The organism is Agrobacterium sp. LR_9 (assembly GCF_041954855.1).
Classification (GTDB): Bacteria; Pseudomonadota; Alphaproteobacteria; order Rhizobiales; family Rhizobiaceae; genus Agrobacterium; species Agrobacterium leguminum.
In genome coordinates this window covers 1-24,275 of sequence record NZ_JAVAYA010000016.1, presented here as the reverse complement: position 1 = coordinate 24,275, position 24,275 = coordinate 1, and the positions used below count along the sequence as shown (strand labels likewise).

The window sequence follows — 24,275 nt, the reverse complement described above, 5'->3', positions numbered from 1 at the left end:
GACAATCAACACTGTCGCTGCCGCCCCGCATGCGGCGCGACAGTCGGGAGAAACAGCATGGCAAGCAGCATTACGCTCGAAAAAATCGTCAAGCGGTTCGGCGCTTTTCCGGTCGTTCACGGCATCGATCTCAAGATCGAGCCGGGCGAGTTCACCGTTTTCGTCGGCCCCTCGGGCTGCGGAAAATCCACGCTTCTGCGCATGATTGCAGGGCTTGAGGAAATCTCCGAAGGCGATCTGCGCATCGATGGCGAAAGGGTCAATGAAACCGCCGCCTCCAAGCGCGGCATCGCCATGGTCTTCCAGTCCTATGCGCTTTATCCGCATATGAGCGTCTATAAAAACCTTGCCTTCGGTCTGGAGACGGCAGGCTACAAGAAACCGGAAGTCCAGGCGCGGGTGCAGAAGGCCGCCGATATCCTGCAGATCGGCCCGCTTTTGCAGCGCAAACCGAAGGCGCTTTCCGGCGGCCAGCGCCAGCGCGTCGCCATCGGCCGCGCCATCGTGCGCGAACCGAAAATCTTCCTGTTCGACGAGCCCTTGTCCAACCTCGATGCGGAACTGCGCGTGCAGATGCGCGTCGAAATCGCCAAGCTGCACCAGACGCTCGGCAGCACCATGATCTATGTAACGCACGACCAGGTGGAAGCCATGACCATGGCCGACAAGATCGTCGTGCTGCGCGACGGCCGCATCATGCAGGTCGGCCGCCCGCTCGATCTCTACAACAACCCGGCCAACCAGTTCGTCGCCGGTTTCATCGGCTCGCCGAAGATGAATTTCCTCTCCGCGAAAGTGGCTTCAGGCGACAGTTCCAACCGCACCATCGAAGTGGCCGGCCAGCGCATCGTGCTGGAAAAACCGGTCGCGGCGCAACAGGACGAACCGCTCACCTTCGGCGTGCGCCCGGAACATGTGAACCCGCAGGCGCAATCGGCCTCGCTGGGTGAGGCCTCCATCCAGCTCGTCGAACATCTCGGCGGCTCAACGGTGGTCTACACCGCGACCCCCGACGGCCAGCCCGCCACCGTGCTGCTGGACGGCCAGCGCCATATCCGCATCGGCGAGACCATTCCCTTTGCGTTCGATGTTTCTAAGACGCATCTGTTCGGGGCGGATGGGCGGCGGATATAGCGCTGCCGGCAGCCGTCTTACGCCGCGTGTTTCGGGCGTCCGGGACGGCGTGGCCGGAAATGCGCATGCATGAGAAGCGGGTCGCGCTGGGTGGCCCGCAACAGCATCTTGACCGCGTGGCTTACGGGCGTGCCCGCGCGATAGTTGTTCCACGTCCGTAAAGTGACTCCGAGAAAATCCGCCGCCTCATTATTGGAAAGGCCGATTTCCTCCTGCCATTTACGCAGGTCGTCCACATCGAAGTCCCGCTGGTCCTCTGCGATCTGGTAAAGGTGATGGGCATCGATTGCCAGGTCGTCTCCGTCCCATTCTACAGTCGCGCCATAGTCGGCGACTGTCGCGGTCTGCCAGATCTCTGCCGAATGGAGCGGATTGAGCAATTCTCCTCCGGTCGCTATCCATCCTGTCAGATCGGCGGTCGACTGGCTCCCGTCCGCCCAGTCGATGATGAGCATGCAAGGCGGTTTGGGGAGGATGGTTTTGATGCGTGGTGTCATGACTTCTTTCCCCTTCCTACAATGGGAAAACGCGGGTTCGTCCGATTCCATTCATCGACAATCAGATTCCCATTGCTTCTCGCCCATGCCAAAGCTTCGGCTTCAGCCCTGCGGGACAGCTTGCCGCGCAGGATTTCCAGAGTTTCGATGTCGACAAGGGCATCGGCATCCGGTGTTACGATGTGAAAATGCGGTGGCAAGTGATCGTTCGCATAGACGCGTATGATGATGTTCCCGATCTGAACCAGTTTGCCCATGCAGCCTCCACGGCATCAATAAAACATAGTGCATAAATTTCACTATGTGAAGGGAGGCAAAGAAGCATATTTCCAGTCACTGCGCAGTCAGAGGGCGGGTTCTATGTTCTATAAAGAATGTCGCTGAGAACCGCCGCATCTTCCGCGAACTGTCCGACATCGTCACCCTTGACGAATTCGAGCATCGCGAAAGCCGGTTTTTTCCAGTCGCCTTCCGGCAATGCATTCACGCACGCTCGCCAATAATCCGCGCGTTCGTGAAGCGGCAGGCGGCTGGCGTCGGTGAGCCAGGCGAAAACGTGCAGGTGGCAGATGCGTGGGCCGAGTGCGGATATTTCCGCGAGTGCGTCCTCCAGCGGCAGGCCGGGGGCGGGTTGCCAGTAGAAAAAGAGGTTGGGCATCGGCAAATCCTGCATGAGTTGCAGGGCAGAGGGCAGGGTGTCCGTCAGGGAGTTGGGGTGATATTCGAGGCCGATTGTGATGCCATGGTCGTGCGCCCGGCGGGCGATTGTCGCCAGCGCTTCCGTTGCCGCGCGGCGTTCTCCGGGGGAGTAATCGGCAGATGGGCGTTTGCGGCTGCCGGGCCAGATGCGGATATGGCCGGTTCCGAGGGCCTTTGCGGTTTCGAGCACGGCGGTCACATCTTCCGGCGCAAAATCCGGCGCAAAGATATAGGAGCCGTAAGAGGAGACGGAGAGGCCGGCTTGCGCTGTCCGCGCCGCCACATCCCTTGCATTTTCGAGATCGCCGGGCGGTACATGGATATCCGCACCCCATTCGATGGACCTGATGCCGTTTGCGGCGGCAAGCTCGATGACGGCCTGTGGCGACAGGGAGCGAAAGGTGACGGAGCAGAGGCCCGGCTCGAAAAATCTCATGCGATCAGTTCCAGATGTTCCGGCCGCACCTGCTGTTGCAGAGGTGCCGCGCGGCAGAAGCGTTCGATTTCGGCAATCGCCATGTCGCCGAGCCTTGCGCGTTCAAGCCCGGTGGCGCCGGCGATATGCGGCGTCAGGAAGACGTTCGGCAGGCTGTAAAAGGGTGAATCCGGCGGCGGCACTTCCGGGTCGGTCACGTCGATGACGGCTTCGATGCGTCCGGTTTTCAGTTCGGCCAGAAGCGCGTCTTCATCCACCAGCGCGCCGCGCGCCGTATTGATCAGGGTCGCGCCGTCCTTCATGCGGGCAAGCGCTGCCGCGCCGATCATATGCCGTGTCTGCGGCAGGGAGGGTGCATGCAGGGAAATGACATCGCTCACCGCCATCAGCTCCTCGAGCGACACAAGCTGCACGCCGAGCTTTTCCGCCTCCGCAGGGCTTAGAAGCGGATCGAAAAGGATGAGGTTGAGATCGAAGGGCTGCAACAGATTGATGACGCGACGTCCGATGCGCGATGCGCCGACGATGCCGACCGTCAGGCCGAGATTGCCGATGGCCTGCGCCTGTAACAGCTCGACAGGGGCGCGGTCGCGATGCTCCAGATAAAGGCGTCGGAAGCCGAAGGTGCGCTTGCCGGCGAGCAGGATCATCGCCAGAGAAAATTCGGCGACCGGCTGTGCATTCGCCTCAGCCGCGCTGCACACGGTAACGCCACGATCGAACACCGCTTGCGACAGGAAATATTTGACCGTGCCGGCGGCATGGGAAATCAGCCTGAGGCGCGGCATCAGCGCCAGCTCCCGCGCGCCGATATCCGGACAGCCCCAGCCGGTCAGAAGAATATCCGTCCGCGCCAGCTGCTCTTTCACTGTGGGATCGTGGAAATCGCAGATCCGCCCCGTGTCGAGAATATCGACGCTCTGCGACAGCCTTTCGAGCGCCTGCGGTGTCAGCACATGCTGGGTTCGCTCCGGGTCCATGGCAAGGCTGAGACGCGGAAGCGGGCGCGTCATTGCGGCTCTCCCGTTGCCGCCATGCTGCTGACCGGAACGCCCCGTTCCGCAAACAGGCGGTCGAGCGCCTCCATATCCGGAAGTGCCGGAACGTTCGCCAACGCTGTTTCGCTTTCTGGCCCGGTCACCCCGACAAAGACCGCGCAGGCAAGCAGGGTCTCGCGCGCCGGAATCTCGCCCCGCAGTTGCGGCACCGTGGTCTTGGCGTTGATGAGATTGGTGTTGGGCAGCGCCTTCAGCGCCACGCCGTGGCGGCTTATGCTGGAGCCGAGATCGACGATGGCGGATATGTCTGTGCCGCAATCGGCGGTCGCCCGGCCGGTTTCTTCGCGCACGGCATCGCGGTCGCCATCGTTGCGGTTGATTGCGAAGCCGCCTTCGGTCACCGAAAGGGGGCGGGCGGAGGTGATCCGGTGCAGCCTGATATGCCAGCCGCCAGCCGCAACCAGCGTCGTTTCAACCGCCACATCCGGGAAGGGCTTCCACGTTGCCCGCAGGCTTTCCCCGGCCAGCAGAACCTTTTCGTTGGTCTCGCGCACGCGGTAATGCAGGCCATCTTCGGAGAAGGCCAGCATATTGTCGAAACCGTTGGTCCTGAAACCGCGCTCATCCACTTCGACGCCGAAACCGTAACGGGAGGAATAGGCGAATTTGGCATATTTCTCCGGCCCGCCGCGCATGGAGAGGTTTTCCTGCCCGCTGGAAAGCGCGGTGACATTGCCGCTGGTCCGCATCATCACCATGCCGGGGTGAATGAGCGGTCTCGGTTTTGCGGAGGCCTCGGGCTGCTTTTCCTCCGCCTGCCAGAAGGGGTGGCTTTCCGGCAGGGCGAGCGGCAGGAAGGCCTTGAAGGCCCAATAGGGCGAGCCCGCCGAATTATAGCTTTCCGACATGGTGAGCTGCGGATAGGCGTAGCCGATGGAAAGCACGCCGTCGCGATCGGCAATCGGCTTTTTCGCCCACCAGCGCAGATGTTGCAGATAAAGCCCCTTGATCTCGCCCCAGGGCAGCGCCTCCTCATCGGCAAAGGCGAGACCCGCCCAGAAGCCGCCGCAGGCGAAGCGGTAGGTCATGGAGCGGCCGAAGGCGAGCGTGCCGCCATCCTCATCGAACCAGCTGGCGAAATCGCCGGCAAAGAGGCGCGCCCGTTCCCGGTAGCGTGCGGCGTAGGCATCCTCAGGCTTGCTGAGTTTCGCGTAGATCAGGCCGTAAAAATGCATGGCGAAGGCGATGTAATGGTCGATGCGGCGGTAATTGCCATCGCGATACCAGCCGTCGGCGATATAGAATTCATCCAGTTCCTTCTGGAATGTTTCTGTCAGGCTGCGGTCGAAGTCGATGCCGAGATGATCCAGCGCCATGTCGACCATCACCCGGAAAAACTTCCAGTTATTATCGGCGTAATTGCGCTCGCGCGCCGTCAGCAGATAGCGGCGCACACTGTCTTTCTGCGCGTCGGAGAGCGGTTCCCACAGGTGCTGAGGCGCAAGCCGCAGCGCAAAACCGAGCGCGGCAAGCTCTACCAGCCGCTGATCCCTTTGGCGCACGTCGCCCCAATATTCGGGATGGGAAGGATCGGTGCCGTTGGCTATTCCCCGTGCCAGAAGCGGCCAATGGTCGAAATGATCGCCGCTCAGCGCAAGCGGTGCGATGCCCCAGAGCGGCCGGGCGAAACCTTCCAGATCAGCCGCCGCCCGGTCGAAATGCGCGGCGGTGCCGCTCAGCGTCACTCTTGCACCGCCCGGCGAAAAATAGGGAAGAAGCGGCGCAAAACTGTCGTCGAGCGCCCGCCGGACATCGGCGCGGCTTTTGAGCGGATTGCCGTGCAGCGGATTGAATCTGGCCATGGTGGGCTTACTCATGGTGTCATGCATCGCGTGCCGCCTTTCCTGTCTTTTTCGCCTTGCCGGCCGTCTGTCCTTCCACCAGCTGCACACCGAGCTGCACCTGGCGGGCATTGGCGGAGGGTTCCGTCAGCCGGCGGCGCATCAGTTCCACCGCCTCGCGGGCGATTTCTCGGCGGTCGACGCGGATCGTGCTGAGACGGGGCGTGGAGAGTTCGGCAAAGGGCAGGTCATCGAAGCCGATAATGGAAAGATCGTCCGGCACGGCGAGGCCAAGCTCCTGCGCCGCCCCGAGCGCCCCGAGCGCAATCGCGTCATTCATGCAGAAAATGCCGGTGAGTTCAGGGTTTTGGGCCAATAGCTGGCGAACCGCGTCGCCCGCCTGTCCGAAGCCGCTATCCGCCGTCGAAAGCAGAAACTCCTCATAGGTCGTTCCCTCTTCCTCAAGGATCGTGTGGCGGAAGCCGCGCATACGCTCCCTGATGGTGTGGCGATGATGCGGGCCGATATAGGCGACCTTGCGGTGACCGAGTTCCAGCAGCCGCCGCGCCGCCAGCGCGCCGCCGTAAAAATTGGAGGGCGAGACGCAGTCCAGCATCATGGAGGGATCGGCGCTGTTGACCAGAACCGGTTGCAGTACACCCTGCGTGATGCGGTGGATGATTTCATCCTCGGGATCGAGGCCGATGGCGAGAAGGCCGTCCACCTCGCAGACCCGCTGGGTCAGCGCATCATCCACCTGTTTCTGGTGCAAGAGCCGGATGTCGAGTTCGAAACCGTCGGTCTGGGCAAGGCTGCGCAGCATGTCGAAAATATCGTGATAAAAAGCGCCGATATCGCCGGTCGCCCTTTCGGCGGACATGAGTGCGAGGATTTTCTTGCCCCCCAGCGGCACGCCGCCGGTCTGGTTCGCGACCGGTCGCAACGGATAACCGAGCTCCGCGGCCACCCCCAGAACCTTGGTCTGGATCGACGCGCTGATACATTTTTCTCCCGCAAGAACGCGCGAGACGGTGCTGATGGAAACGCCAGCGCGCTGGGCGATATCCGACTGGCGCGGGCGGCTGATGTCGGGCGTATCGTTCATATCGTCTCCTGCGCTTGCAAAAAATTCTGATATGATGCAAATATTGCAAACGAGGAAAATTTGCAAGAATTTTAGTAGTCAGTGAAAAATTTGCAAAACGCGGGAGGAGCAGATGCAAACTATCGACAGACGTGGATTTTTGGTGACGGCGGCGCTGGCCGGTCTCGGCGTGGTTGGTCTTGGTGCAGTGGGGGGCGGTTTTCGCGCGGCCGCGGCTGAGACCCGGCTTCGCTGCGTATGGTGGGGATCGGCCGACCGCAGCAAGCGCACCAACGACGTGATCGCCCTTTACCAGAAGGCTAACCCGCAAACGGAAATCAGCGGCGAAATGATCGCCGGTTCCGATTACTGGACCAAGCTTGCGACATCGATGGCGGGGCGCAATGTCGCCGATATCTTCCAGCTTGAACCTTCCACCATCGCCGATTATTCCGGCCGTGGCGCCTGCATGGAGCTGGACCAGTTCGTCGGCAAGTCGCTCGATCTTTCCACCTTCGGCAAAAGCGAGGTCGATCTCTGCCGCATCGACGGCAAGCTTTACGGCGTCGGCCTCGGGCTGAATTCCTTCTGCATGATGTATGATGCCGACACGCTGAAGGAAGCCGGCGTTTCCTTACCGCAGGACCAGATTACCTGGAAGGCGCTCTCGGAACTGGCGCGCGATTTCAAGAAGAACGGTCCGGCAAAACGGAACTACTGGGCGGTGCCCTATGGCGCGCGTTATCATTATGTTTTCGATGTCTGGCTGCGCCAGCGCGGCAAGCTGCTGTTTCAGGACGGCACCATCGGCTTCAACAAGGAAGATGCGAAGGAATGGTTCGCCTATTGGGAGGACCTGCGCGAGAACAAGCTCTGCGTTTCCGCCGATATCCAGACGCGTGACGACAATACCATCGAATCCAATGCCCTGACGCTCGGCAATTCGGCCATCGGCTTTGCCTATTCCAACCAGCTTGTCGGTTATCAGAAGCTCAATAAACAAACGCTGTCCATCGGCATGTTGCCGGGCGAGGGGCCGGGCAAGCCGACCGGGCATTATTACCGGCCGGGCCTCATCTGGTCCATTTCGTCCACCTCGACCAATGCGGAAGCGGCGGCGAAATTCATCAACTTCTTCGTCAACGATCTGGAAGCCGGCAAGGTGCTCGGCGTCGAGCGTGGCGTGCCGCCGGCCAAGGTCGTGCGCGAGGCCCTGTTGCCAAGTCTCAACGAGACCGAGCGCAAGACGGTGGATTATATCGAAAGCCTGTCGGGCAAGCTCGATACCTATCCGGAACCCGCGCCGATCGGCGCCAACGAGTTCGACCGTGGCGTGATGCGCCCCATTGCCGATTCGCTCGCCTTCGGCCGCGCCAGCGTGGATGAAGCGGCGCAAAACCTCGTCGACACCGGCACGCGGACCCTGCGCAAGCGCGGCTGACGACGAAACGGGCACCGCCACGCGGTATCGAGACCGTGTGGCGGTGCCTTTTTTGTGAAGTGACTGGGGTGGATGGCGCTTCACGCCTTTCAAAAGCGCCTGCATGACAAACAGCACTGGACAAGTGCATGGCATTTAAGCCAGAAATTCTGATCTGGATCGATAAATCTGAAGATTAGAATATGGCGCCCAATTTCCTCCTCGTTGATGCTGAAAAAGAATTCGATGTCCTGAAAGCGGCGGCGTCGCTGATCCGCGTGCAGATATTGAAGTTACTGCATGAGGCGAGCGGCCTCAACGTCAACGAAATTGCGCAGAGACTGGAGCTTCCCCAGTCCACCGTTTCCGCCGGCGTGGCCGTTCTCGAGGAAGCGGGGTTGCTGCGAACCGAAACGCGCAAGGCGCGCAAGGGCAACCAAAAAATATGTTTCGCCACCTGTGACGAACTCATTGTTTCCTTCCGAAAACCCGAGGCGCCGGCCGCATCAAATTACATCGCGGTCGCCATGCCGCTCGGTCTCTACACCCAAAGTTCGGTAACCGCGCCCTGCGGCATCTGCTCGCCGGAGGGCATCATCGGCCTTCTCGATGTGCCCGATACATTCATGGATCCGGACCGCATGAAGGCGGCGCTGTTGTGGTTGACCTCCGGCTTCGTGGAATATCAGTTTCCCAATAATGCCAAGATTCAAGGCCGGGAAGTCGAAGAAATCGAGTTTTCGATGGAGGTCAGCTCCGAAGTGCCGGGAACGCACAGCAACTGGCCGTCCGATATTACGCTATCCGTCAACGGCCGGGAAATCGGGGTCTGGACCTCGCCCGGCGACTTCGGCGACAAGCGCGGTGCGTTTACGCCGGACTGGTGGAAGCTCTCCGGTTCCCAATATGGCATGCTCAAGACCTGGCGCATCACCGCGCAGGGAACCTATGTCGACGGAACCCGGATTTCGGATGTGACGCTGGCGGATATCGATCTGACCAGCCACCGCTCCATCCGCTTGCGCATCGAGGTCAAGGCCGATGCAAAACATCCGGGCGGGCTGAATATCTTTGGCCGCGGCTTCGGGAATTACGATCAGGACATCGTTCTGCGCCTGCGCACCGCAGGCTGATCCAGCCAATTTTCAAAAGTATGATTTTCGCGGTTGACAGGCGCGGATTCCCTCGGCAACTATATTATCAAATATGGTTCATATCATATTTTAAGATATAAATGCGCAGGGAGGAGAGCCTTATGAAAGCGCGGGTTTCAGTCCACCGGGACTTCCGGATTGGGCGTATCGACGATCGTCTTTATTCCGCCTTCATCGAACATATGGGGCGTGCCATCTATGGCGGCATCTATGAGCCCGGCCATCCGCAGGCGGACGCGAACGGCTTTCGCAGGGACGTTCTGAAATTCGTGCAGGACCTGAAAATTCCGGCCATCCGTTATCCCGGCGGCAACTTCGTTTCGGCCTATCGCTGGGAAGACGGCATTGGGCCGCGCGACCAGCGCCCCATCCGTCTCGATCTCGCATGGCGCTCCAAGGAAACCAACCAGATCGGTATCAACGAATTCGCCGACTGGGCGCAGATGGCCGGCATCGAGATGATGCTCGCCGTCAATCTCGGTTCCCGCGGTTTGGATGACGCCCGCAATTTCCTCGAATATGTGAATTTTCCGGGCGGCACCACGCTCAGCGATATGCGCCGCAGCCACGGCGCGGAAAAGCCCCACGGCGTGAAAATGTGGTGCCTCGGCAACGAAATGGACGGTCCCTGGCAGATCGGTCACAAGACGGCGGTGGAATATGGCCGGCTGGCCAATGAAACCGCCAAGGCCTTCAAGGGTTTCGATCCGACGATTGAAGCGATTGTCTGCGGCAGCTCCAATGACGGCATGCCGACCTATCCCGAATGGGAGCGTGAGGTACTGGAGGAGTGCTATGAGAATGTCGACCACATCTCGCTGCACAAATATTTCGGCAATAACAGCCGCGACACGCTGAATTATTTCGGCAAGATCGAGGAAACCGGGCGCTATATCCAGACGATTGCCGGCGTCATCGATTACGTGAAGGCCAAGAAGCGCGCCAAAAACGAGGTTTCCATCTGCTTCGACGAATGGAACGTCTGGTATCATATCCGCGAAGAAGACGGCAAACGCATCAAGAGCTGGGACTGGCCGGAAGCGCCCGCACTTCTGGAAGAGACATACAACTTCGAAGATGCGCTTTTTGTCGCCGGCCTGCTCAATGAGTTCATTCGCCGTTCGGACCGCGTGCGCATCGCCTGCATCGCCCAGCTCGTCAATGTCATCGCCCCCATCCGGGCGGAAAAGAACGGGCCTGCATGGCGGCAGACGATCTATTATCCCTATCAGTTCGCCTCGCTTTATGGCCGTGGCGTCGCGCTGAACGTCGCCGTCGATTGCCCGACTTACGATTGCAACGCGGCCGACGACGTCAAATATCTCGATGTTGCCGGCGTTTATGACGAAGCGGAAGGTGTCGTGACGCTGTTCGTGCTCAATCGCCATCTGACAGAAGCGGCGGAGATCGATGTCAGCCTCACCGGCTATTCATCCGCCACTCTCAGCCTGCATCTTGCCATGGCGGGATATGATCTGCGTCTCGGCAACGGCCCGGATCAGCCGGATCGCGTTGTGCCGGTGCCGGGCAGCGGCGTCGCCGTGGAGGACGGGGCGTTGAAGGGTTCGGTGCCGGCGCTGTCCTATCATGTGCTGCGGCTGAAGGTTCAGTGAGGCGGCCATGGGTGTCCGTCTCAACAATGTCGCCAAGTCCTTCGGATCCTTCGCGGCGATCCGGGATGTTTCGATGGAAATTCCAGCCGGCAGCTTCGCGGTCTTCGTGGGGCCTTCCGGCTGCGGAAAATCCACCCTGTTGCGCATGATCGCCGGCCTTGAAGAAACCAGCGGCGGGCGCATCGCCATCGATGAGCGTGATGTCACCGCGGTCGAACCGGCGGATCGCGGGGTTGCGATGGTGTTCCAGAACTATGCGCTCTATCCGCATCTGACGGTGTTCGAGAACATGGCGTTCAGCCTGCGTCTTGCCCGCCGGCCGAAGGCGGAGGTGACGGAGAGGGTGGGCGAGGCCGCGCGCATCCTCCAGCTTGAGGAGCATCTGCACAAGCGGCCCTCGCAGCTTTCCGGCGGGCAAAGGCAACGCGTGGCCATCGGCCGCGCCATCGTGCGGCAGCCGAAGGTCTTCCTGTTCGATGAGCCGCTGTCCAATCTGGACGCCGAACTGCGCGTGCAGATGCGGCTGGAACTGACCCGGCTTCACCGCAAGCTGGGCGCGACGATGATCTATGTCACGCATGACCAGGTGGAGGCCATGACGCTTGCGGACAGGATTTTCGTGCTGAAGGGCGGCATCGTGCAGCAGGCGGGGGCGCCGCTCTCCCTTTACGACGATCCGGACAACCGCTTCGTGGCCGGTTTTATCGGATCGCCCGCGATGAATTTCCTGCGGGCCGATATCGTCTCCCAGGTGGATGGCATCGTGACGCTCGCGCCCGAGGGCGGGGCGGGGCATTTCAGGGCCCGGCTTGCCCAGTCCGTTTCCCCCGGCCAGCGGGTCGAGATCGGAATTCGGCCGGAGCATCTGACGATTACGGAACAGGGCGCCCTGCCGGTCGTCGTCGAGGTCGCGGAAGAGCTTGGCGATCTTTCCTACCTCTATACCCGCACCGGATCCGGGAAGGAAATCATCGTGCAGCGGCAGGGCACGCGGGAAAGGCTGGATGGCCGGTCGGTATCGCTTACCGCCTCGCCCGACCATGTCCTTGTCTTCGACGATAACGGCGGACGGTTGCGATAGGCGCGAGGAGGCGTCTTTCGAAACAGCAAACCATCCCTCGACGGGATGTTCTATCAAACGGGAGGAGTGAACGATGCGACTGATCAAGACATTGCTTGTTGGTGCGGCTCTGGGTCTCAGCGCCCTGCCGGCTCTCGCGAAGCAGGATATCGTCTGGTGGGACTTTCTGTCGGGCGGTGACGGCGTGCGCATGAAGGCGTTGATCGATGCCTTCAACAAGGAACACCCCGACATCCAGATCAAGGGAACGACGCTCGAATGGGGCGTGCCCTTTTATACCAAGGTGCGCACGGCCTCCGCGGTGGGTGAGGGGCCGGATATCATGACCTATCACCTGTCACGCGCGCCGCTCGGCCTTGAAGAAAAAGTGCTGAGCGAAATCACCGAAAAGGATCTCGAGGATGCGGGGCTGAAGGCTGGAGACTTCTTCAGCGCACCCGTGGATGCGGCCACCCAGAACGGCAAACTCTACGCCGTGCCCTTCGATATCCACGCGCTTGTCCTTTATTACAACGCCGATCTTCTCAAAGACTCGCCCTATCTCGACGCCGAGGGCAAGCTGACCGGCATCAAGACGATCGAGGATTTCGAGAAGGCGCTGGCCTGGGCGAAGGACAATGGCGTTCAGACGCCCATCACCTATCAATCGGGTGGCGAAGGCGGGGTGTGGCGCGTCTTTTATACGCTGCTGTCGCAACAGGGCGGCGAACTCGTCACTGAAAAAGAGGTTCTGGCCGGCGACAATGCCGAAAAGGCGGCAAAGGCCATCGAGACCATGTCCAGATGGCGGGAAAACGGCTGGGCCCCGGAACAGGCGGAATATGAAGCCTCGGTGGCGTTGTTTTCCGCCGGCAAATCCGCGTTCCAGCTGAACGGCGTCTGGGAAGTTCCGACCTACAAGGATCTGGAAAAGAACGGCAAGCTCGGCTTCAAATGGAGTGCGGTGGAAGTGCCGCCCCTGATGGGCAAGCGCGCCACCTGGGCGGATTCCCATGCTTTCGCCATTCCGAATGAAGGTGACAAAACGGTCTCCGGCGAAAAACGCGCTGCGGTGATGAAGGTGATCGGCTGGATGGAGAAACACGCCATCAGCTGGGCCGATGCCGGGCATATTCCGGCTTACAAGTCCATCACCGAAAGCAGCGAATACAAGGCGATGCAGCCGAATGCCACCTATGCCTCGCTGGCGGAAGCGGCGGTGTTCGATCCGAAGACCACCATAACCGGGGTCGCTTCGCCCGCCTATGACGCCGCTCTCAACGTCATCGCCCCTGCCATTCAGGGCTTCATGAGCAGCACCGACGCCGTGGAGCAGATCAAGGATGAGCTGCAGGGCAAGCTCAAGTAATCGACAGCCTGCCCTACGGTTTGAGGCCGCAGGGCAGGCTGCAATGCGCAAGCTCCCGGAGACATTCCATGGCAATGATTGAAAACCGGCGCAAGAAATCGCTGATCGCGCTGTCGATGGTGACGCCGTTCGTTCTGGTCTTCACCACCTTCTTTCTTTATCCGCTGATAGAGATGGTGCGCACGAGCTTCACCGATGCGCCGCTGATCGGTGAGGGAAACTGGGTCGGCCTGGAGAATTACGCGAAACTGCTGGGCGACCGCCTGTTCGTCACCTCGCTCAAGAACAACGGCTATTTCGTGCTTTTGACCGTCGTGCCCACGACCGTCATCGCCCTAATGATCGCTCTCGCCATCAGCCGCCTTTCGGGCGTGAAACAGACGATTGCCATGAGCCTGTTTTTCCTGCCCTATGTGCTGCCGGTTTCGGTCGTCACCGAAATCTGGGCGTGGATGCTCGATCTGCAGTTCGGCATTCTCCAGCCGGTCATATCGCTGCTGGCGGGCAAACCCGTCGCCGTTTTCAAGAACCCCTACTGGGTCATGCCGATGGTCGCCGTCGTCACCATCTGGTGGACGAACGGCTTTAATGTGCTCCTCTTCATTGCCGGGTTGCGGAACATACCGGCCGAGCTTTATGAGGCGGCGGCTCTGGATGGCGCGACGACCTGGCAGCGCTTCCGCCGCGTCACCTGGCCGCTTCTGTGGCCGGTGACGGCGCTGGTGCTGACGCTGCAACTGATCCTGCAACTGAAGATATTCGACCAGATCTATCTCTTAAGCGGCGGCGGGCCGTTCAATTCCAGCTTCGTTCTGCTTCTCAAGGTCTATCGCGAGGCCTTCCAGATGAACAATGGCGGTTATGCGTCTGCCGTCGCGACGGTGCTTTTCCTGCTGATCGTCATCGTTTCCGTTTTCCAGTTCCAGTTGCTGCGCATCCGGAGGAATTCATGAGCCCGATGAGAAAACTCGAGAACCTCGTTCTGACGCTGCTGACTTTTTCGGCGGCCCTCGTCTGGATTTTTCCGCTCTACTGGAGCTTCGTCACCTCGCTTCGCGCCGATGAGAACGTTGCCGGCAACATGTCGCTTTTGCCGGACGAGTTTCGCCTCGGCGCTTATTTTAATGCGATATTCAATACCCGGCTGATGACCTGGTATGTGAACTCCATCGGCGTCGCCGTCATCGTCACGATCTCGGTGCTGTTCATTTCCATGCTCTGCGCCTATGCGCTGTCGCAGATACGCTTTCCGGGCAGGCGGTTGCTTTATGGCATCGTGCTGGCGAGCTTCATGGTGCCGGCGCAAACGCTGGTCGTCACCCAGTTCATCCTGATGAAGAACCTCAACCTCATCAACACCTGGGCGGGCATCATCCTGCCGCAGTTGATCACGCCCATCGTCATCATCGTCTACAAGCAGTTTTTCGATAGCGTGCCGAAGGAGATGCGCGAAGCGGTGGTGCTGGATGGCGGCGGTGAATACACGATCTTGTTCCGGGTCTATCTGCCGCTCAACTGGGGCATCACGACCGCCATGGCGATCGTGACCTTCATTACGGTATGGAACGCCTTCTTCTGGCCCTTCCTCGTGGTCACTTCCGAAAACATGATGACGATCCCGGTCGGCATCACCCAGGTCAACGACGCTTTCGGCGTCGCCTATGCGCGGCTGATGGCGGTCGCCATGCTGGCGGCCCTGCCGGTCATCATCGCCTATGTCATCTTCCAGCGGCGCGTGACGGAGGCGATCATGATTTCGTCTGGTGTGAAGGGGTGAGTGGGCATTGTGCAGGGCGGTCAGTACCTCGTTCTTGAGACTGGAGAGCTGTGGCGCGAAAAATCTCCCTACCGGGAGCGCAATCGGCGCGACGGCGCTTTATTCAGGTGAAAAAACGATTGGCTGGTCGTTGCAGGCCAAGATGGTCGCGCAATGTCGGCCCCTCATAGTCCCTGCGGAACAGCCCGCGCCTTTGCAGTTCCGGCACTACCTTCGTCGTGAAGTCGTCGAGGCCGGCAGGCAGGAAAGGGAAGGTGACATTGAAACCGTCCGAACCCTCTTCATGGAGCCATTGCTCCATCTCGTCGGCGATGGTCTTTGGCGTACCGACGAAGGCAAGACCCGCATAACCGCCCAGCCGCTGGGCAAGCTGGCGCACCGTCAGGCCCTCGCTTCGGGCAAGCTCGATCACCCTTTCACGGCTGGATTTGCTGGCGTTGGTTTCCGGAATATCAGGTAGGGGGCTATCAGGATCGAAGCCGGAAACATCGTGGCCGAGCGCAATCGAAAGCGAGGCGATTGCGCTGTCATAATGGACGAGACTGTCGAGCCGGGCGCGTTTGGCCTTCGCCTCTTCGACGCTGTCGCCGACGAGAACGAAAGCGCCCGGCAGGATGACAATTCCGTCGCGTGAACGGCCAGCGGCGACGGTCCTGTCCTTGACGTCCTTATAAAAAGCCTTGCCCGCCGCAAGCGTGGGTGTTGCGGCAAAAACCACCTCTGCCGTCTCGGCGGCAAGCTGGCGTCCCGGCTCGGAAGCTCCGGCCTGCACGATGACGGGCCAACCCTGCACTGGACGCGCGATATTGAGCGGCCCGCGCACGGAAAATTCAGGTCCCTTGTGGTCCAGCACATGCATCTTTTCGGGATCGAAGAACAGCCCGCTATCGACATGCCGGATAAAAGCGTCGTCGGAAAAGGAATCCCAGAGACCGGTGACGACATCGTAAAATTCCCGCGCGCGGCCATAGCGCTCGGCATGATCCGGCTGTTCCTCGCGGCCGAAGTTCCGGGCCGCGTCGGGATTTGACGTGGTGACGATGTTCCAGCCGGCGCGACCGTTGCTGAGGTGATCGAGCGAGGCGAAACGCCGGGCGACGTGATATGGCTCATCGAAGGTGGTGGAGGCGGTGGCGACCAGCCCGATGCGGGAGGTGACGGCGGCGAGCGCCGAAAGCAGGGTGAAGGGCTCGAAGGAGGTGACGGTGTGGCTGCGGCGCAGCGCCTCGGTGGGCATGTTCAGCACCGCCAGATGATCGGCCATGAAGAATGCATCGAACTTCGCGGCCTCGAGCTGTTGCGCGAAGCGCGCCAGATGGGCGAAATTGAAATTCGCATCCGGGAAGGCGCCCGGATAACGCCATGCGCCCGTGTGGAGACTGACGGGCCGCATGAAGGCGCCGAGATGCAGTTTGCGATCATTTGCCATTGGGCTTCACTTTCGTCGATGTTTTGGCTTGCGCGGCGCGTTTGTCGCAGGCAGGCCTTTGCTCGTCGCGACGATATCCCCGCCGGGGGATTGGCGCGGCAAAGACTATTCCGATTATGATTTCCGAACCGAAAGATTTTTGCTGAAATTCTGCATCTGGCGATGATCCCGTGGCGGTAGCCGCTCGGTCATCTTTGAAGTGCAACGGCGGAGTGGCCACGGCAAGACAGTTGACGGTGGATGCTTTCGCTGTCAAATTTCCATGAAGAAATATATAATATTCAATATATTAAATAGGTTTTCTGATGTGATTTATCCGACTTGATCAGTCATTCGACACCATCGCTTCCGGAGCCGGTGCGGGTGGACTATATCCGAAACCGCACCGGAGGCATCTTACGCGGGCCTAAACCGCCAGCAGTTTCTCGTTGCCGATGCGGGTGGTTTCGACGGCGCCCTCGGTTTCGATCCGTTTTCCCGTGGCCGGATCGAAGAAATGAAGGTGGGCGGCGGGGAGATCGAGGTGGATGCGCTGGCCGGGTTTTACCGAAAGGTCCTCACCGATGGCGGCGGAGAAGGTCTCGCCGGCGATATCGGCATGGACGATGCGGCCCGAGCCCAGTTCTTCGACAAAATCCACGACTGCCGGCACGCCGGCGCCATCCGTGCTGACCACGCACTGTTCCGGGCGGACGCCGACGGTTACGTCGCGGCCGCGCAGTTCCAGCGCGGTTTCGGGGAAGAGCTTTATGGGCGTGCCATGCAGCATCACGGCGGGGGATTCTACCTCCACCCTCGTGTTGAACAGGTTCATGGCAGGCGAGCCGATGAAAGAGGCAACGAAGGTGCTGGCCGGGCGGTGATAGATATCCAGCGGATGGCCGACCTGCTCGACATTGCCCCTGTTCATCACCACCAGCCGGTCGGCCAGCGTCATGGCCTCCACCTGATCGTGGGTGACGAAAATGGAGGTGGCGGAGAGACGCTGGTGCAGCTTGCGGATTTCCGCGCGCATGGTCACGCGCAGCTTGGCGTCGAGGTTGGAGAGCGGCTCGTCGAAGAGAAACACTGCAGGTTCGCGGATGATGGCGCGGGCCATGGCGACGCGCTGGCGCTGGCCGCCGGAAAGGGCCGCGGGCTTGCGCTCAAGATAATCGGAAAGGCCGACGATCTTTGCGGTCTCCTCGATGCGGCGCTGGCGTTCGACCTTCGGAACGCCGGCGACCTTCAGCGCATAGCCGATATTGCCGGCCACCGACATATGCGGATAAAGCGCGTAGTTCTGGAAGACCATGGCGCAGCCGCGCTCGCGCGGTTCCAGCGTGTTGACCACCCGCCCGCCAATAGCGATCTCGCCGGAGGTGATGTCCTCCAGACCGGCGATCATGCGCAGGAGCGTGGATTTGCCGCAGCCCGATGGGCCGAGGATGACGACGAATTCGCCGGAGTCGAAGGTGAGGTCCACGCCGTGCAGGGTGGGCGTCTTGCCATAGGATTTGCGGACCTGACGGATATCGATCTGAGCCATGATGGGAAACCTTGTTGTTGAAAGCCGCGCTGTTACTTGTCGGACGATACGAGGCCGCGGACGAACCAGCGTTGCAGGAAGGCCACGACGAGAAGCGGCGGCAGGATGATGATGAGGGAACCGGCCAGCGTGACGTTCCAGTCCGGCGTGCCGTCATCGGCGGGCAGAAGCGCGCGCAGCGACATCATCACCGTCTTGTAGGACGGATCGGTGATCATCAGCAGCGGCCACAGATACTGGTTCCAGGCGTAAACGAACATGATGGTGGTGAGCGCCAGCATGTTGGTGCGCGACAGCGGCAGCAGCATGTCCACGAAGAAACGCGCCGCACCCGAACCGTCCATGCGCGCGGCCTCCGCCAGCTCGTCCGGGATCGTCATGAAGAACTGCCGGTAGAGAAAAGTGCCGGTGGCGGTGGCGATCAGCGGCAGGGTGAGGCCGGCATAGGAGTTCAGCAGGTTCCATTCCAAGGTGACCTCGATGCCGAACAGGCCGAGGATGGAGCGGAACGGCTGGAAAAGATCGGCGGCGACCGAATAGGTCGGCACCACGCGCACTTCGAGCGGCAGCATCAGGGTGATGAACACCGTCCAGAAGAACAGATGCCTGAGCGGTGAGCGGAAGAACACGATGGCGAAGGCGGTGAAGGCCGAAAGGGCCACCTTGCCGACGGTCACCAGCGTCGCCATGATGATACTGTTGAGGAGGGCGTTGCCAAGATTGGCGCGTTGCCAGGCCGCCTGCGCATTGGTGAAGAATTCGCCCTGCGGCATGAAGCTGAAGGGGACGCTGTTGACCTGCTGGACCGTCTGGCTGGCGCCTGAGATGACGACGATGAAAGGGCCGATGAGCAGGACGAAGCCGGCCACCATGATCGCATAGGTCAGGGCGTCGGCATAGGGTGTGCGCTGGATCATCGCCGCCTCACTTGTAATGGACTTGCCGCTCGACGAAGCGGAACTGGATGAAGGTGAAGACCATGATGAGGCCGATGAGGACGAGGCTCTGGGCAGAGGCGCCGGAATAGTTCAGCCCCTCGAAGGCCTCGCTGACGATGCGGTAGACCATCACTTCGGTGGCGTGGTTGGGGCCGCCCTCGGTGGTGGAGGCGACGATGCCGAACGTATCGGCGCCGACGAAACCCTCGGTCATCATGATGACGGTGAGGAAGAACAGGGTGGGTGCAAGCAGCGGCACCTGAATGTCGATGGCACGGCGAATGGGCCCGGAACCGTCCATGGCGGCGGCCTCGGTCAGCGAACGCGGCACGGATTGCAGGCCGGCGAACAGGAAGATGAAAGTGTAACCCGCCCATTTCCAGATGAAGATGACGATGACGAGGATGAGCGCGTGCTCGCCATATTTGGCCGGGTTCCAGATATCGGGCCACCAGGCATTCAGCGATGCGGCGATGCCGCGTTCCGGCGACAGGATGAAGCGGAAGGCCATGCCGGCGGCGGGACCGGCGATCGCGTAGGGCAGGATATAAAGCACCCGGAAAAAGCCGGAGCCAGGAAGCTGGCGATCGACCGCAAGGGCGAGCACAAGGCCGATGAGGATCGCGAAAAACGGCCCGGCGACCGCAAAGATCAGGCTGGTGAGGATCGACTGCCAATAAAGCGGATCGCCGAAGGTTTCGATGAAATTGGCCAAACCGACAAATTCCGCCTGGCCGCCGAAGGGTGGCTCCAGGGTGAATGCCCAGTTCAGCACCGCCGCAACCGGCCAATAGAAGAACAGAAGGATAAGCAGAAACTGCGGCAGGGCGAAGAGCACAGGCAGCCATGTGCTTTTGAAGACGGTACGCTTTTCCATTGGAGTCCGGCAGAGTTCGAGATTTCGGCGGGCCTGCCCGAACGACTGTCCGGACAGGCCTTTGACGGCGAGGAAAGAACGCTTAGTTCAGCTTGGCGCCTTCATAGGTCTTTTCGAAGCGGCGCAGGCCGGTGTTGGCGCGCTCGACGGCCTTGTCGAGTTCAGCCTGGATATCGGCGTTCTGCATGAAGATGGCTTCGAGCGAGGTGGCGACTTCCTTGCGGATCTGCGTGAAACCGCCGAGGCGGATACCGCGGGTATATTCGGAAGGCGGCGTAAAGGTCAGGCTCTCGATGGCCTTTTCGCGGCCCTTATAGGGGGCCTTGTCGTAAAAACCATTGGCCTTCATGGCGTCGAAGCCGGTCTTGGTGACCGGGATGTAACCGGTGACCGTCGACCACCACTCAACCATGTCGGGCTGGGCGATGAAGTTCAGGAATGCGGCAGCGCCCTTGTATTCGGCTTCCGGACGACCGGCCATGACCCACAGCGAAGCGCCGCCGACCAGCGAGTTGTGACGTTCGGTGCCCTTCCAGATCGGCAGCATGGCGACGTCCCACTTCACGCCTTCCGGCATGGACTTGCCGACGGTGCCGTGGTTGGCGATGGAAGTCATGAACATCTGGCAGGTCTGCGAGGTGAAGGCCGGCAGGATATCCATGCCGAGCTGCTTGGTCTTGACGACGAACAGCTTCTCGTCCTGCATCTTCTTGAAGAATTTCACGTGGTCGACGAACTTGGTCTTGTTGATCGCAAGTTCCGCGTCCAGACCCTGATAACCGTTGGCCTTGGTGGCGATCGGCTGGTTGTGGATGGCGGAGAACTGCTCCATCAGCATCCATGTGTCGAAGTTAAAGGCGAGCGGGCATTCGAAACCGGCGGCTTTCAGCTTCTTGGAAGCTTCTTCGACCTGTTCCCATGTGTCGGGCTTGAAGGTGATGCCGGCTTTTTCGAAAGCGTCGACATTGTAATAGAACATCGCGGTCGAAGAATTATAGGGGAAGGAGTTCAATTCACCCGAAGCCGTGGCGTAATAATTGGCGATGCCGGGGAAATAATTGTTCCAGTCGATCTTGTAGCCATTCTCGGCCATCAGCTTCTTGGCGGGAACGAAAGCCTTGGACAGCATCATGTCCAGCGTGCCGGCGTCATAAATCTGGGTGATGGCGGGCTGCTTCTTGGCGCGATAGGCGGCAATGGTGTTCTGCAGGGTGGATTCGTAATCGTTCTGCGAGGTGCAGACGATCTCGAATTCGGCCTGGGAGTCGTTGAACTTCTTGCAGGTGTCCTGCACGCGGTCGCCGAGATCGCCGGAAAGACCGTACCAGAATTCGAACTTGGTCTTTTCTGCCTGGGCGGCGGTGGCGCCGAAGGCGGCGGCGATGGCGACGCCGGCCACGAAGGAAGTCAGAGCGGAAGATTTCATGAGTTGAGCCCCGTTGCTGGAATGATGGCCTGCTCGGCAAGGACTTCACGTCCCCGGCACGAAGCCACGGAGGCTCTGCTAACAGCCGTCTTTGACGGATGGCTTACAGTTTGTTGAACGTTTTATGATGACTGGCCGCGCAGCCCATTCTGCGCGGCAAAAAATGGGCGACAAATACAAAAAACCGGAATTTAAGCTGATTTATCAGGGGCTTCCGGTTTTTGACCTGCCTCGCTACTTGCTGCTGAACAGCTTTCGCCAGTCAACCGCGACGTGCAGCCTCGATGGCGGCGACGTCGATTTTCTTCATGTCCATCATCGCTTCGAAGGCGCGTTTGGCCTCCGCACCGCCGGCGGCCATGGCTTCCATCAGCACGCGCGGCGTGATCTGCCAGGAAACGCCCCATTTGTCCTTGCACCAGCCGCAGGCGCTTTCCTGCCCGCCATTGCCGACGATGGCGTTCCAGTAACGGTCGGTTTCTTCCTGGTCTTCGGTCGATATCTGGAACGAGAAAGCCTCGCTCTGCTTGAAGACCGGCCCGCCATTGAGGCCGATGCAGGAAACGCCTGCCACGGTGAACTGCACCGTCAGCACATCTCCCTTCTTGCCGGAGGGATAGTCGCTCGGCGCATGGTGAACGCCGGTTACCGCGCTATCCGGAAAGGTTTCGGCATAAAATCTGGCCGCGGCCTCGGCATCCTTGTCGTACCAGATACAGATCGTGTTCTTTTCCATTTGTGTGCTCCTCCCAAATTGAAATCGTCGTAGCGCCGGCGCGGAAATTCGCCGGCCATTGCCGGTTCCCCATTCGGTATAGAATGCGACCATGCGCCGAACGTTCCCAAAAAAAGGCGGCGAGAAAAAAGCCGGCAGGCAACACATTGCACGGTATCTGCAACTTCAGATGATGAACATCAACTTTATCCTTAAATATTATTTAAGAATGTAATCATAATATTCACGAATGATTTTGAATAGGAATCATCCCTTTCCATCGGAGAAACGCGCGTGAGTATTCTTGATCGTGGTGCCAATGCTTTTGCGGTTCTCGCCGCGCTTTCCAAATCCCAGGCCATCATTGAATTCGACCTTTCGGGAAAAATTCTTAACGCCAACGAAAATTTCTGTCGGGCGCTCGGTTATGAGCTATCGGAAATCGTCGGCAGGCACCACAGCATGTTCGTGGAGCCGGCGGTCGTGTCCTCGCAGGATTACAAGGCCTTCTGGTCCAAGCTCTCGGCCGGCCAGTTCGATCAGCGGCAATATAAGCGCATCGGCAAGGGCGGCCGGGAAGTCTGGATCGAGGCGTCCTACAATCCGGTGTTTCGTCGCGGCAAGCCGGTGAAGGTGGTCAAGATCGCCACCGATATTACCGACCGCAAGCTGAAGGCGGCGGAAGATTCGGGCAAGATCGACGCCCTGTCACGGGCGCAGGCCATCATCGAATTCTCCCCGAATGGCGAGGTTTTGACCGCAAACGAGAATTTTCTGGCCGCGCTCGGTTATTCGCTGGCGGAAGTGCAGGGCAGGCATCATTCCATGTTCTGCGAACCGGCCTATACGCAGTCGTCGCAATATAAGCAGTTCTGGGAAAGGCTGGCCGGCGGCGATCTCGTGGCGGATGAGTTCATGCGGCTTGGCAAGGGCGGCCGCAAGGTCTTCATTCAGGCGTCCTATAACCCGATCTTCGATCTCAACGGCAAGGTGTTCAAGGTCGTCAAATTCGCGACCGACGTGACCGGCCGCGTCGAAAATGTCGAAAAGCTGGCGCAATGTCTCACCGATCTGGCCGAAGGCGATCTTGCCCAGAGCATCGAGAAACCCTTCATCCCCTCGCTTGAAAGATTGCGCACGGATTTCAACGCGGCTTCGGAAAAGCTGAAAAGGGCCATGACGCTGGTGTCTGAAAATGCCGGCGCCATTTCTTCCGGTTCCAACGAGATCAGGTCCGCTGCCGACGATCTCGCCAGACGCACGGAGCAGCAGGCCGCCTCCATTGAGGAAACGGCAGCCGCGCTCGAAGAAATCACCACCGCCGTCAACGATTCGAGCCGCCGCGCCGAAGAGGCCGGCAAGATCGTCGCCCGTGCCCGTGACCATGCGGAACATTCGGGCCAGGTGGTGCGCGATGCGATCGGCGCCATGGACCAGATCGAAAAATCATCACGCGAGATTTCCAACATTATCGGCGTGATCGACGAAATCGCCTTCCAGACCAATCTTCTGGCATTGAATGCAGGCGTGGAAGCCGCGCGCGCGGGTGAGGCGGGCAAAGGTTTTGCCGTGGTTGCGCAGGAGGTTCGCGAACTCGCGCAGCGTTCCGCAACGGCCGCCAAGGAAATCAAGAGCCTGATCAATGCCTCCGGCGCGCAGGTGGAAAACGGCGTTGGCCTCGTCACCCGGGCGGGTTCGGCCCTGCAGGAAATCGCCGAGCAGGTGCGGGATATCAACACCAATGTCGTTGCGATTGTCGATGCCGCGCGCGAACAGTCCACGGCGCTTGCGGAAATCAATCAGGCGGTCAACACCGTCGATCAGGGCACCCAGCAGAACGCCGCCATGGTCGAGGAACAGACTGCCGCAAGCCACAGCCTTGCGCGGGAAGCGGCGGCCCTGTTCGAACTTCTCGGGCAATTCCGGTTCGAGGACATGGCCCGATCCTCCGCCTCAGCGCGCAGCGGCTTCGAGCAGCAATCCGCGCCGGTGAGCTCGCATCGCAGCGCACCCCGCCCGCTTGCGGCGCGTGGTTCCGCTGCGGTTGCCGTCAAGCATGAGGAGTGGCAGGACTTTTAGGGTGAGGCCTCAACGGCTCTGAAGCCGGTGGTGAGCCTACATTCTCTCATCATCGGCCCCTGTGCCACTTTCGTCCGGTTTAAATGCCGGACGGTCCCCAGTACCCGTTAAAGTCAGCCGCTGAGTATCAACACTCTCTCGGCGTCATCCTCGGCCCTGTGCCGAGGATCTGATCACGTCGAATAAAATCAATATGTTGCA

21 protein-coding genes are annotated in these 24,275 nt (G+C 60.1%); 9 read left to right on the top strand and 12 right to left on the bottom strand.

Features of this window, described 5'->3' with window-relative positions:
- The first annotated feature begins 57 nt into the window (after positions 1 to 57).
- Positions 58 to 1,134, top strand: a complete 1,077-nt coding sequence (locus RAC79_RS17865; RefSeq protein WP_174039813.1) for an ABC transporter ATP-binding protein — start codon at positions 58 to 60, stop codon at positions 1,132 to 1,134.
- A 17-nt stretch (positions 1,135 to 1,151) separates the two neighbouring features.
- On the opposite strand, the gene RAC79_RS17860 is transcribed toward RAC79_RS17865, so the two are convergent.
- The 6 genes from RAC79_RS17860 to RAC79_RS17835 form a co-directional block, all read right to left on the bottom strand.
- The gene (locus RAC79_RS17860) at positions 1,152 to 1,631 is read right to left on the bottom strand and encodes a hypothetical protein (RefSeq protein ID WP_174036700.1); all 480 of its coding nucleotides are present in this window, start codon (positions 1,629 to 1,631) and stop codon (positions 1,152 to 1,154) included.
- Complete coding sequence (locus tag RAC79_RS17855) at positions 1,628 to 1,888, bottom strand: DUF4160 domain-containing protein (RefSeq protein WP_174036699.1); 261 nt, start codon at positions 1,886 to 1,888, stop codon at positions 1,628 to 1,630. Before RAC79_RS17855 ends, RAC79_RS17860 begins: the two co-directional genes overlap by 4 nt.
- Positions 1,889 to 1,989: 101 nt before the next feature.
- A complete protein-coding gene (locus RAC79_RS17850) occupies positions 1,990 to 2,766 on the bottom strand; it encodes a sugar phosphate isomerase/epimerase (protein WP_174039812.1) in 777 nt (258 codons plus the stop codon).
- Positions 2,763 to 3,779, bottom strand: coding sequence for a hydroxyacid dehydrogenase (locus RAC79_RS17845; RefSeq protein ID WP_174039811.1), 1,017 nt, complete (start codon positions 3,777 to 3,779; stop codon positions 2,763 to 2,765). The genes RAC79_RS17850 and RAC79_RS17845 overlap by 4 nt, the downstream gene beginning before the upstream one ends.
- Complete coding sequence (locus RAC79_RS17840) at positions 3,776 to 5,653, bottom strand: DUF2264 domain-containing protein (RefSeq protein WP_174039810.1); 1,878 nt, start codon at positions 5,651 to 5,653, stop codon at positions 3,776 to 3,778. The genes RAC79_RS17845 and RAC79_RS17840 overlap by 4 nt, the downstream gene beginning before the upstream one ends.
- A complete protein-coding gene (locus RAC79_RS17835; RefSeq protein ID WP_174039809.1) occupies positions 5,646 to 6,710 on the bottom strand; it encodes a LacI family DNA-binding transcriptional regulator in 1,065 nt (354 codons plus the stop codon). Before RAC79_RS17835 ends, RAC79_RS17840 begins: the two co-directional genes overlap by 8 nt.
- 112 nt (positions 6,711 to 6,822) lie before the next feature.
- Here RAC79_RS17835 and RAC79_RS17830 point away from each other — a divergent pair, with 112 nt between their 5' ends.
- From RAC79_RS17830 to RAC79_RS17800, 7 genes are all read left to right on the top strand, one after another.
- Positions 6,823 to 8,130, top strand: a complete 1,308-nt coding sequence (locus tag RAC79_RS17830; RefSeq protein WP_174039808.1) for an ABC transporter substrate-binding protein — start codon at positions 6,823 to 6,825, stop codon at positions 8,128 to 8,130.
- A gap of 182 nt (positions 8,131 to 8,312) precedes the next feature.
- Entirely contained in the window at positions 8,313 to 9,242 is a 930-nt protein-coding gene (locus RAC79_RS17825; protein ID WP_065656073.1) for a transcriptional regulator, read from the top strand.
- Positions 9,243 to 9,364: 122 nt separating this feature from the next.
- Positions 9,365 to 10,876: an alpha-N-arabinofuranosidase gene (locus RAC79_RS17820; RefSeq protein ID WP_174039807.1), complete on the top strand. Its 1,512-nt coding sequence runs from the start codon at positions 9,365 to 9,367 to the stop codon at positions 10,874 to 10,876.
- 7 nt (positions 10,877 to 10,883) lie between these two features.
- Positions 10,884 to 11,957 carry an ABC transporter ATP-binding protein gene (locus tag RAC79_RS17815; RefSeq protein WP_174039806.1) on the top strand — a complete coding sequence of 358 codons (1,074 nt, stop codon included), beginning with the start codon at positions 10,884 to 10,886 and terminating at the stop codon, positions 11,955 to 11,957.
- A gap of 73 nt (positions 11,958 to 12,030) precedes the next feature.
- Positions 12,031 to 13,305 carry an extracellular solute-binding protein gene (locus tag RAC79_RS17810; RefSeq protein ID WP_174039805.1) on the top strand — a complete coding sequence of 425 codons (1,275 nt, stop codon included), beginning with the start codon at positions 12,031 to 12,033 and terminating at the stop codon, positions 13,303 to 13,305.
- Between the two features lie 68 nt (positions 13,306 to 13,373).
- Positions 13,374 to 14,258 carry a carbohydrate ABC transporter permease gene (locus RAC79_RS17805; protein ID WP_174039804.1) on the top strand — a complete coding sequence of 295 codons (885 nt, stop codon included), beginning with the start codon at positions 13,374 to 13,376 and terminating at the stop codon, positions 14,256 to 14,258.
- A complete protein-coding gene (locus tag RAC79_RS17800; RefSeq protein ID WP_003520165.1) occupies positions 14,255 to 15,082 on the top strand; it encodes a carbohydrate ABC transporter permease in 828 nt (275 codons plus the stop codon). Before RAC79_RS17805 ends, RAC79_RS17800 begins: the two co-directional genes overlap by 4 nt.
- A 103-nt stretch (positions 15,083 to 15,185) precedes the next feature.
- Here the strand turns inward: RAC79_RS17800 and RAC79_RS17795 are convergent, their stop codons facing one another.
- The 6 genes from RAC79_RS17795 to RAC79_RS17770 form a co-directional block, all read right to left on the bottom strand.
- Positions 15,186 to 16,511 (bottom strand): LLM class flavin-dependent oxidoreductase, encoded by a 1,326-nt coding sequence (locus RAC79_RS17795; protein ID WP_174039803.1) that lies wholly within the window; start codon positions 16,509 to 16,511, stop codon positions 15,186 to 15,188.
- 406 nt (positions 16,512 to 16,917) lie between these two features.
- Complete coding sequence (locus RAC79_RS17790; protein ID WP_174039802.1) at positions 16,918 to 18,039, bottom strand: sn-glycerol-3-phosphate import ATP-binding protein UgpC; 1,122 nt, start codon at positions 18,037 to 18,039, stop codon at positions 16,918 to 16,920.
- Positions 18,040 to 18,071: 32 nt separating this feature from the next.
- Positions 18,072 to 18,956 (bottom strand): ABC transporter permease subunit, encoded by an 885-nt coding sequence (locus RAC79_RS17785; protein WP_080857156.1) that lies wholly within the window; start codon positions 18,954 to 18,956, stop codon positions 18,072 to 18,074.
- A 7-nt stretch (positions 18,957 to 18,963) separates the two neighbouring features.
- Positions 18,964 to 19,854: a carbohydrate ABC transporter permease gene (locus RAC79_RS17780; protein ID WP_065656065.1), complete on the bottom strand. Its 891-nt coding sequence runs from the start codon at positions 19,852 to 19,854 to the stop codon at positions 18,964 to 18,966.
- Positions 19,855 to 19,936: 82 nt separating this feature from the next.
- Complete coding sequence (locus RAC79_RS17775; RefSeq protein ID WP_078053603.1) at positions 19,937 to 21,280, bottom strand: extracellular solute-binding protein; 1,344 nt, start codon at positions 21,278 to 21,280, stop codon at positions 19,937 to 19,939.
- A gap of 262 nt (positions 21,281 to 21,542) precedes the next feature.
- Entirely contained in the window at positions 21,543 to 22,016 is a 474-nt protein-coding gene (locus tag RAC79_RS17770) for a VOC family protein (protein WP_174039801.1), read from the bottom strand.
- 273 nt (positions 22,017 to 22,289) lie between these two features.
- Here RAC79_RS17770 and RAC79_RS17765 point away from each other — a divergent pair, with 273 nt between their 5' ends.
- Positions 22,290 to 24,074 carry a PAS domain-containing methyl-accepting chemotaxis protein gene (locus tag RAC79_RS17765; protein WP_174039800.1) on the top strand — a complete coding sequence of 595 codons (1,785 nt, stop codon included), beginning with the start codon at positions 22,290 to 22,292 and terminating at the stop codon, positions 24,072 to 24,074.
- Positions 24,075 to 24,275 lie beyond the last annotated feature (201 nt).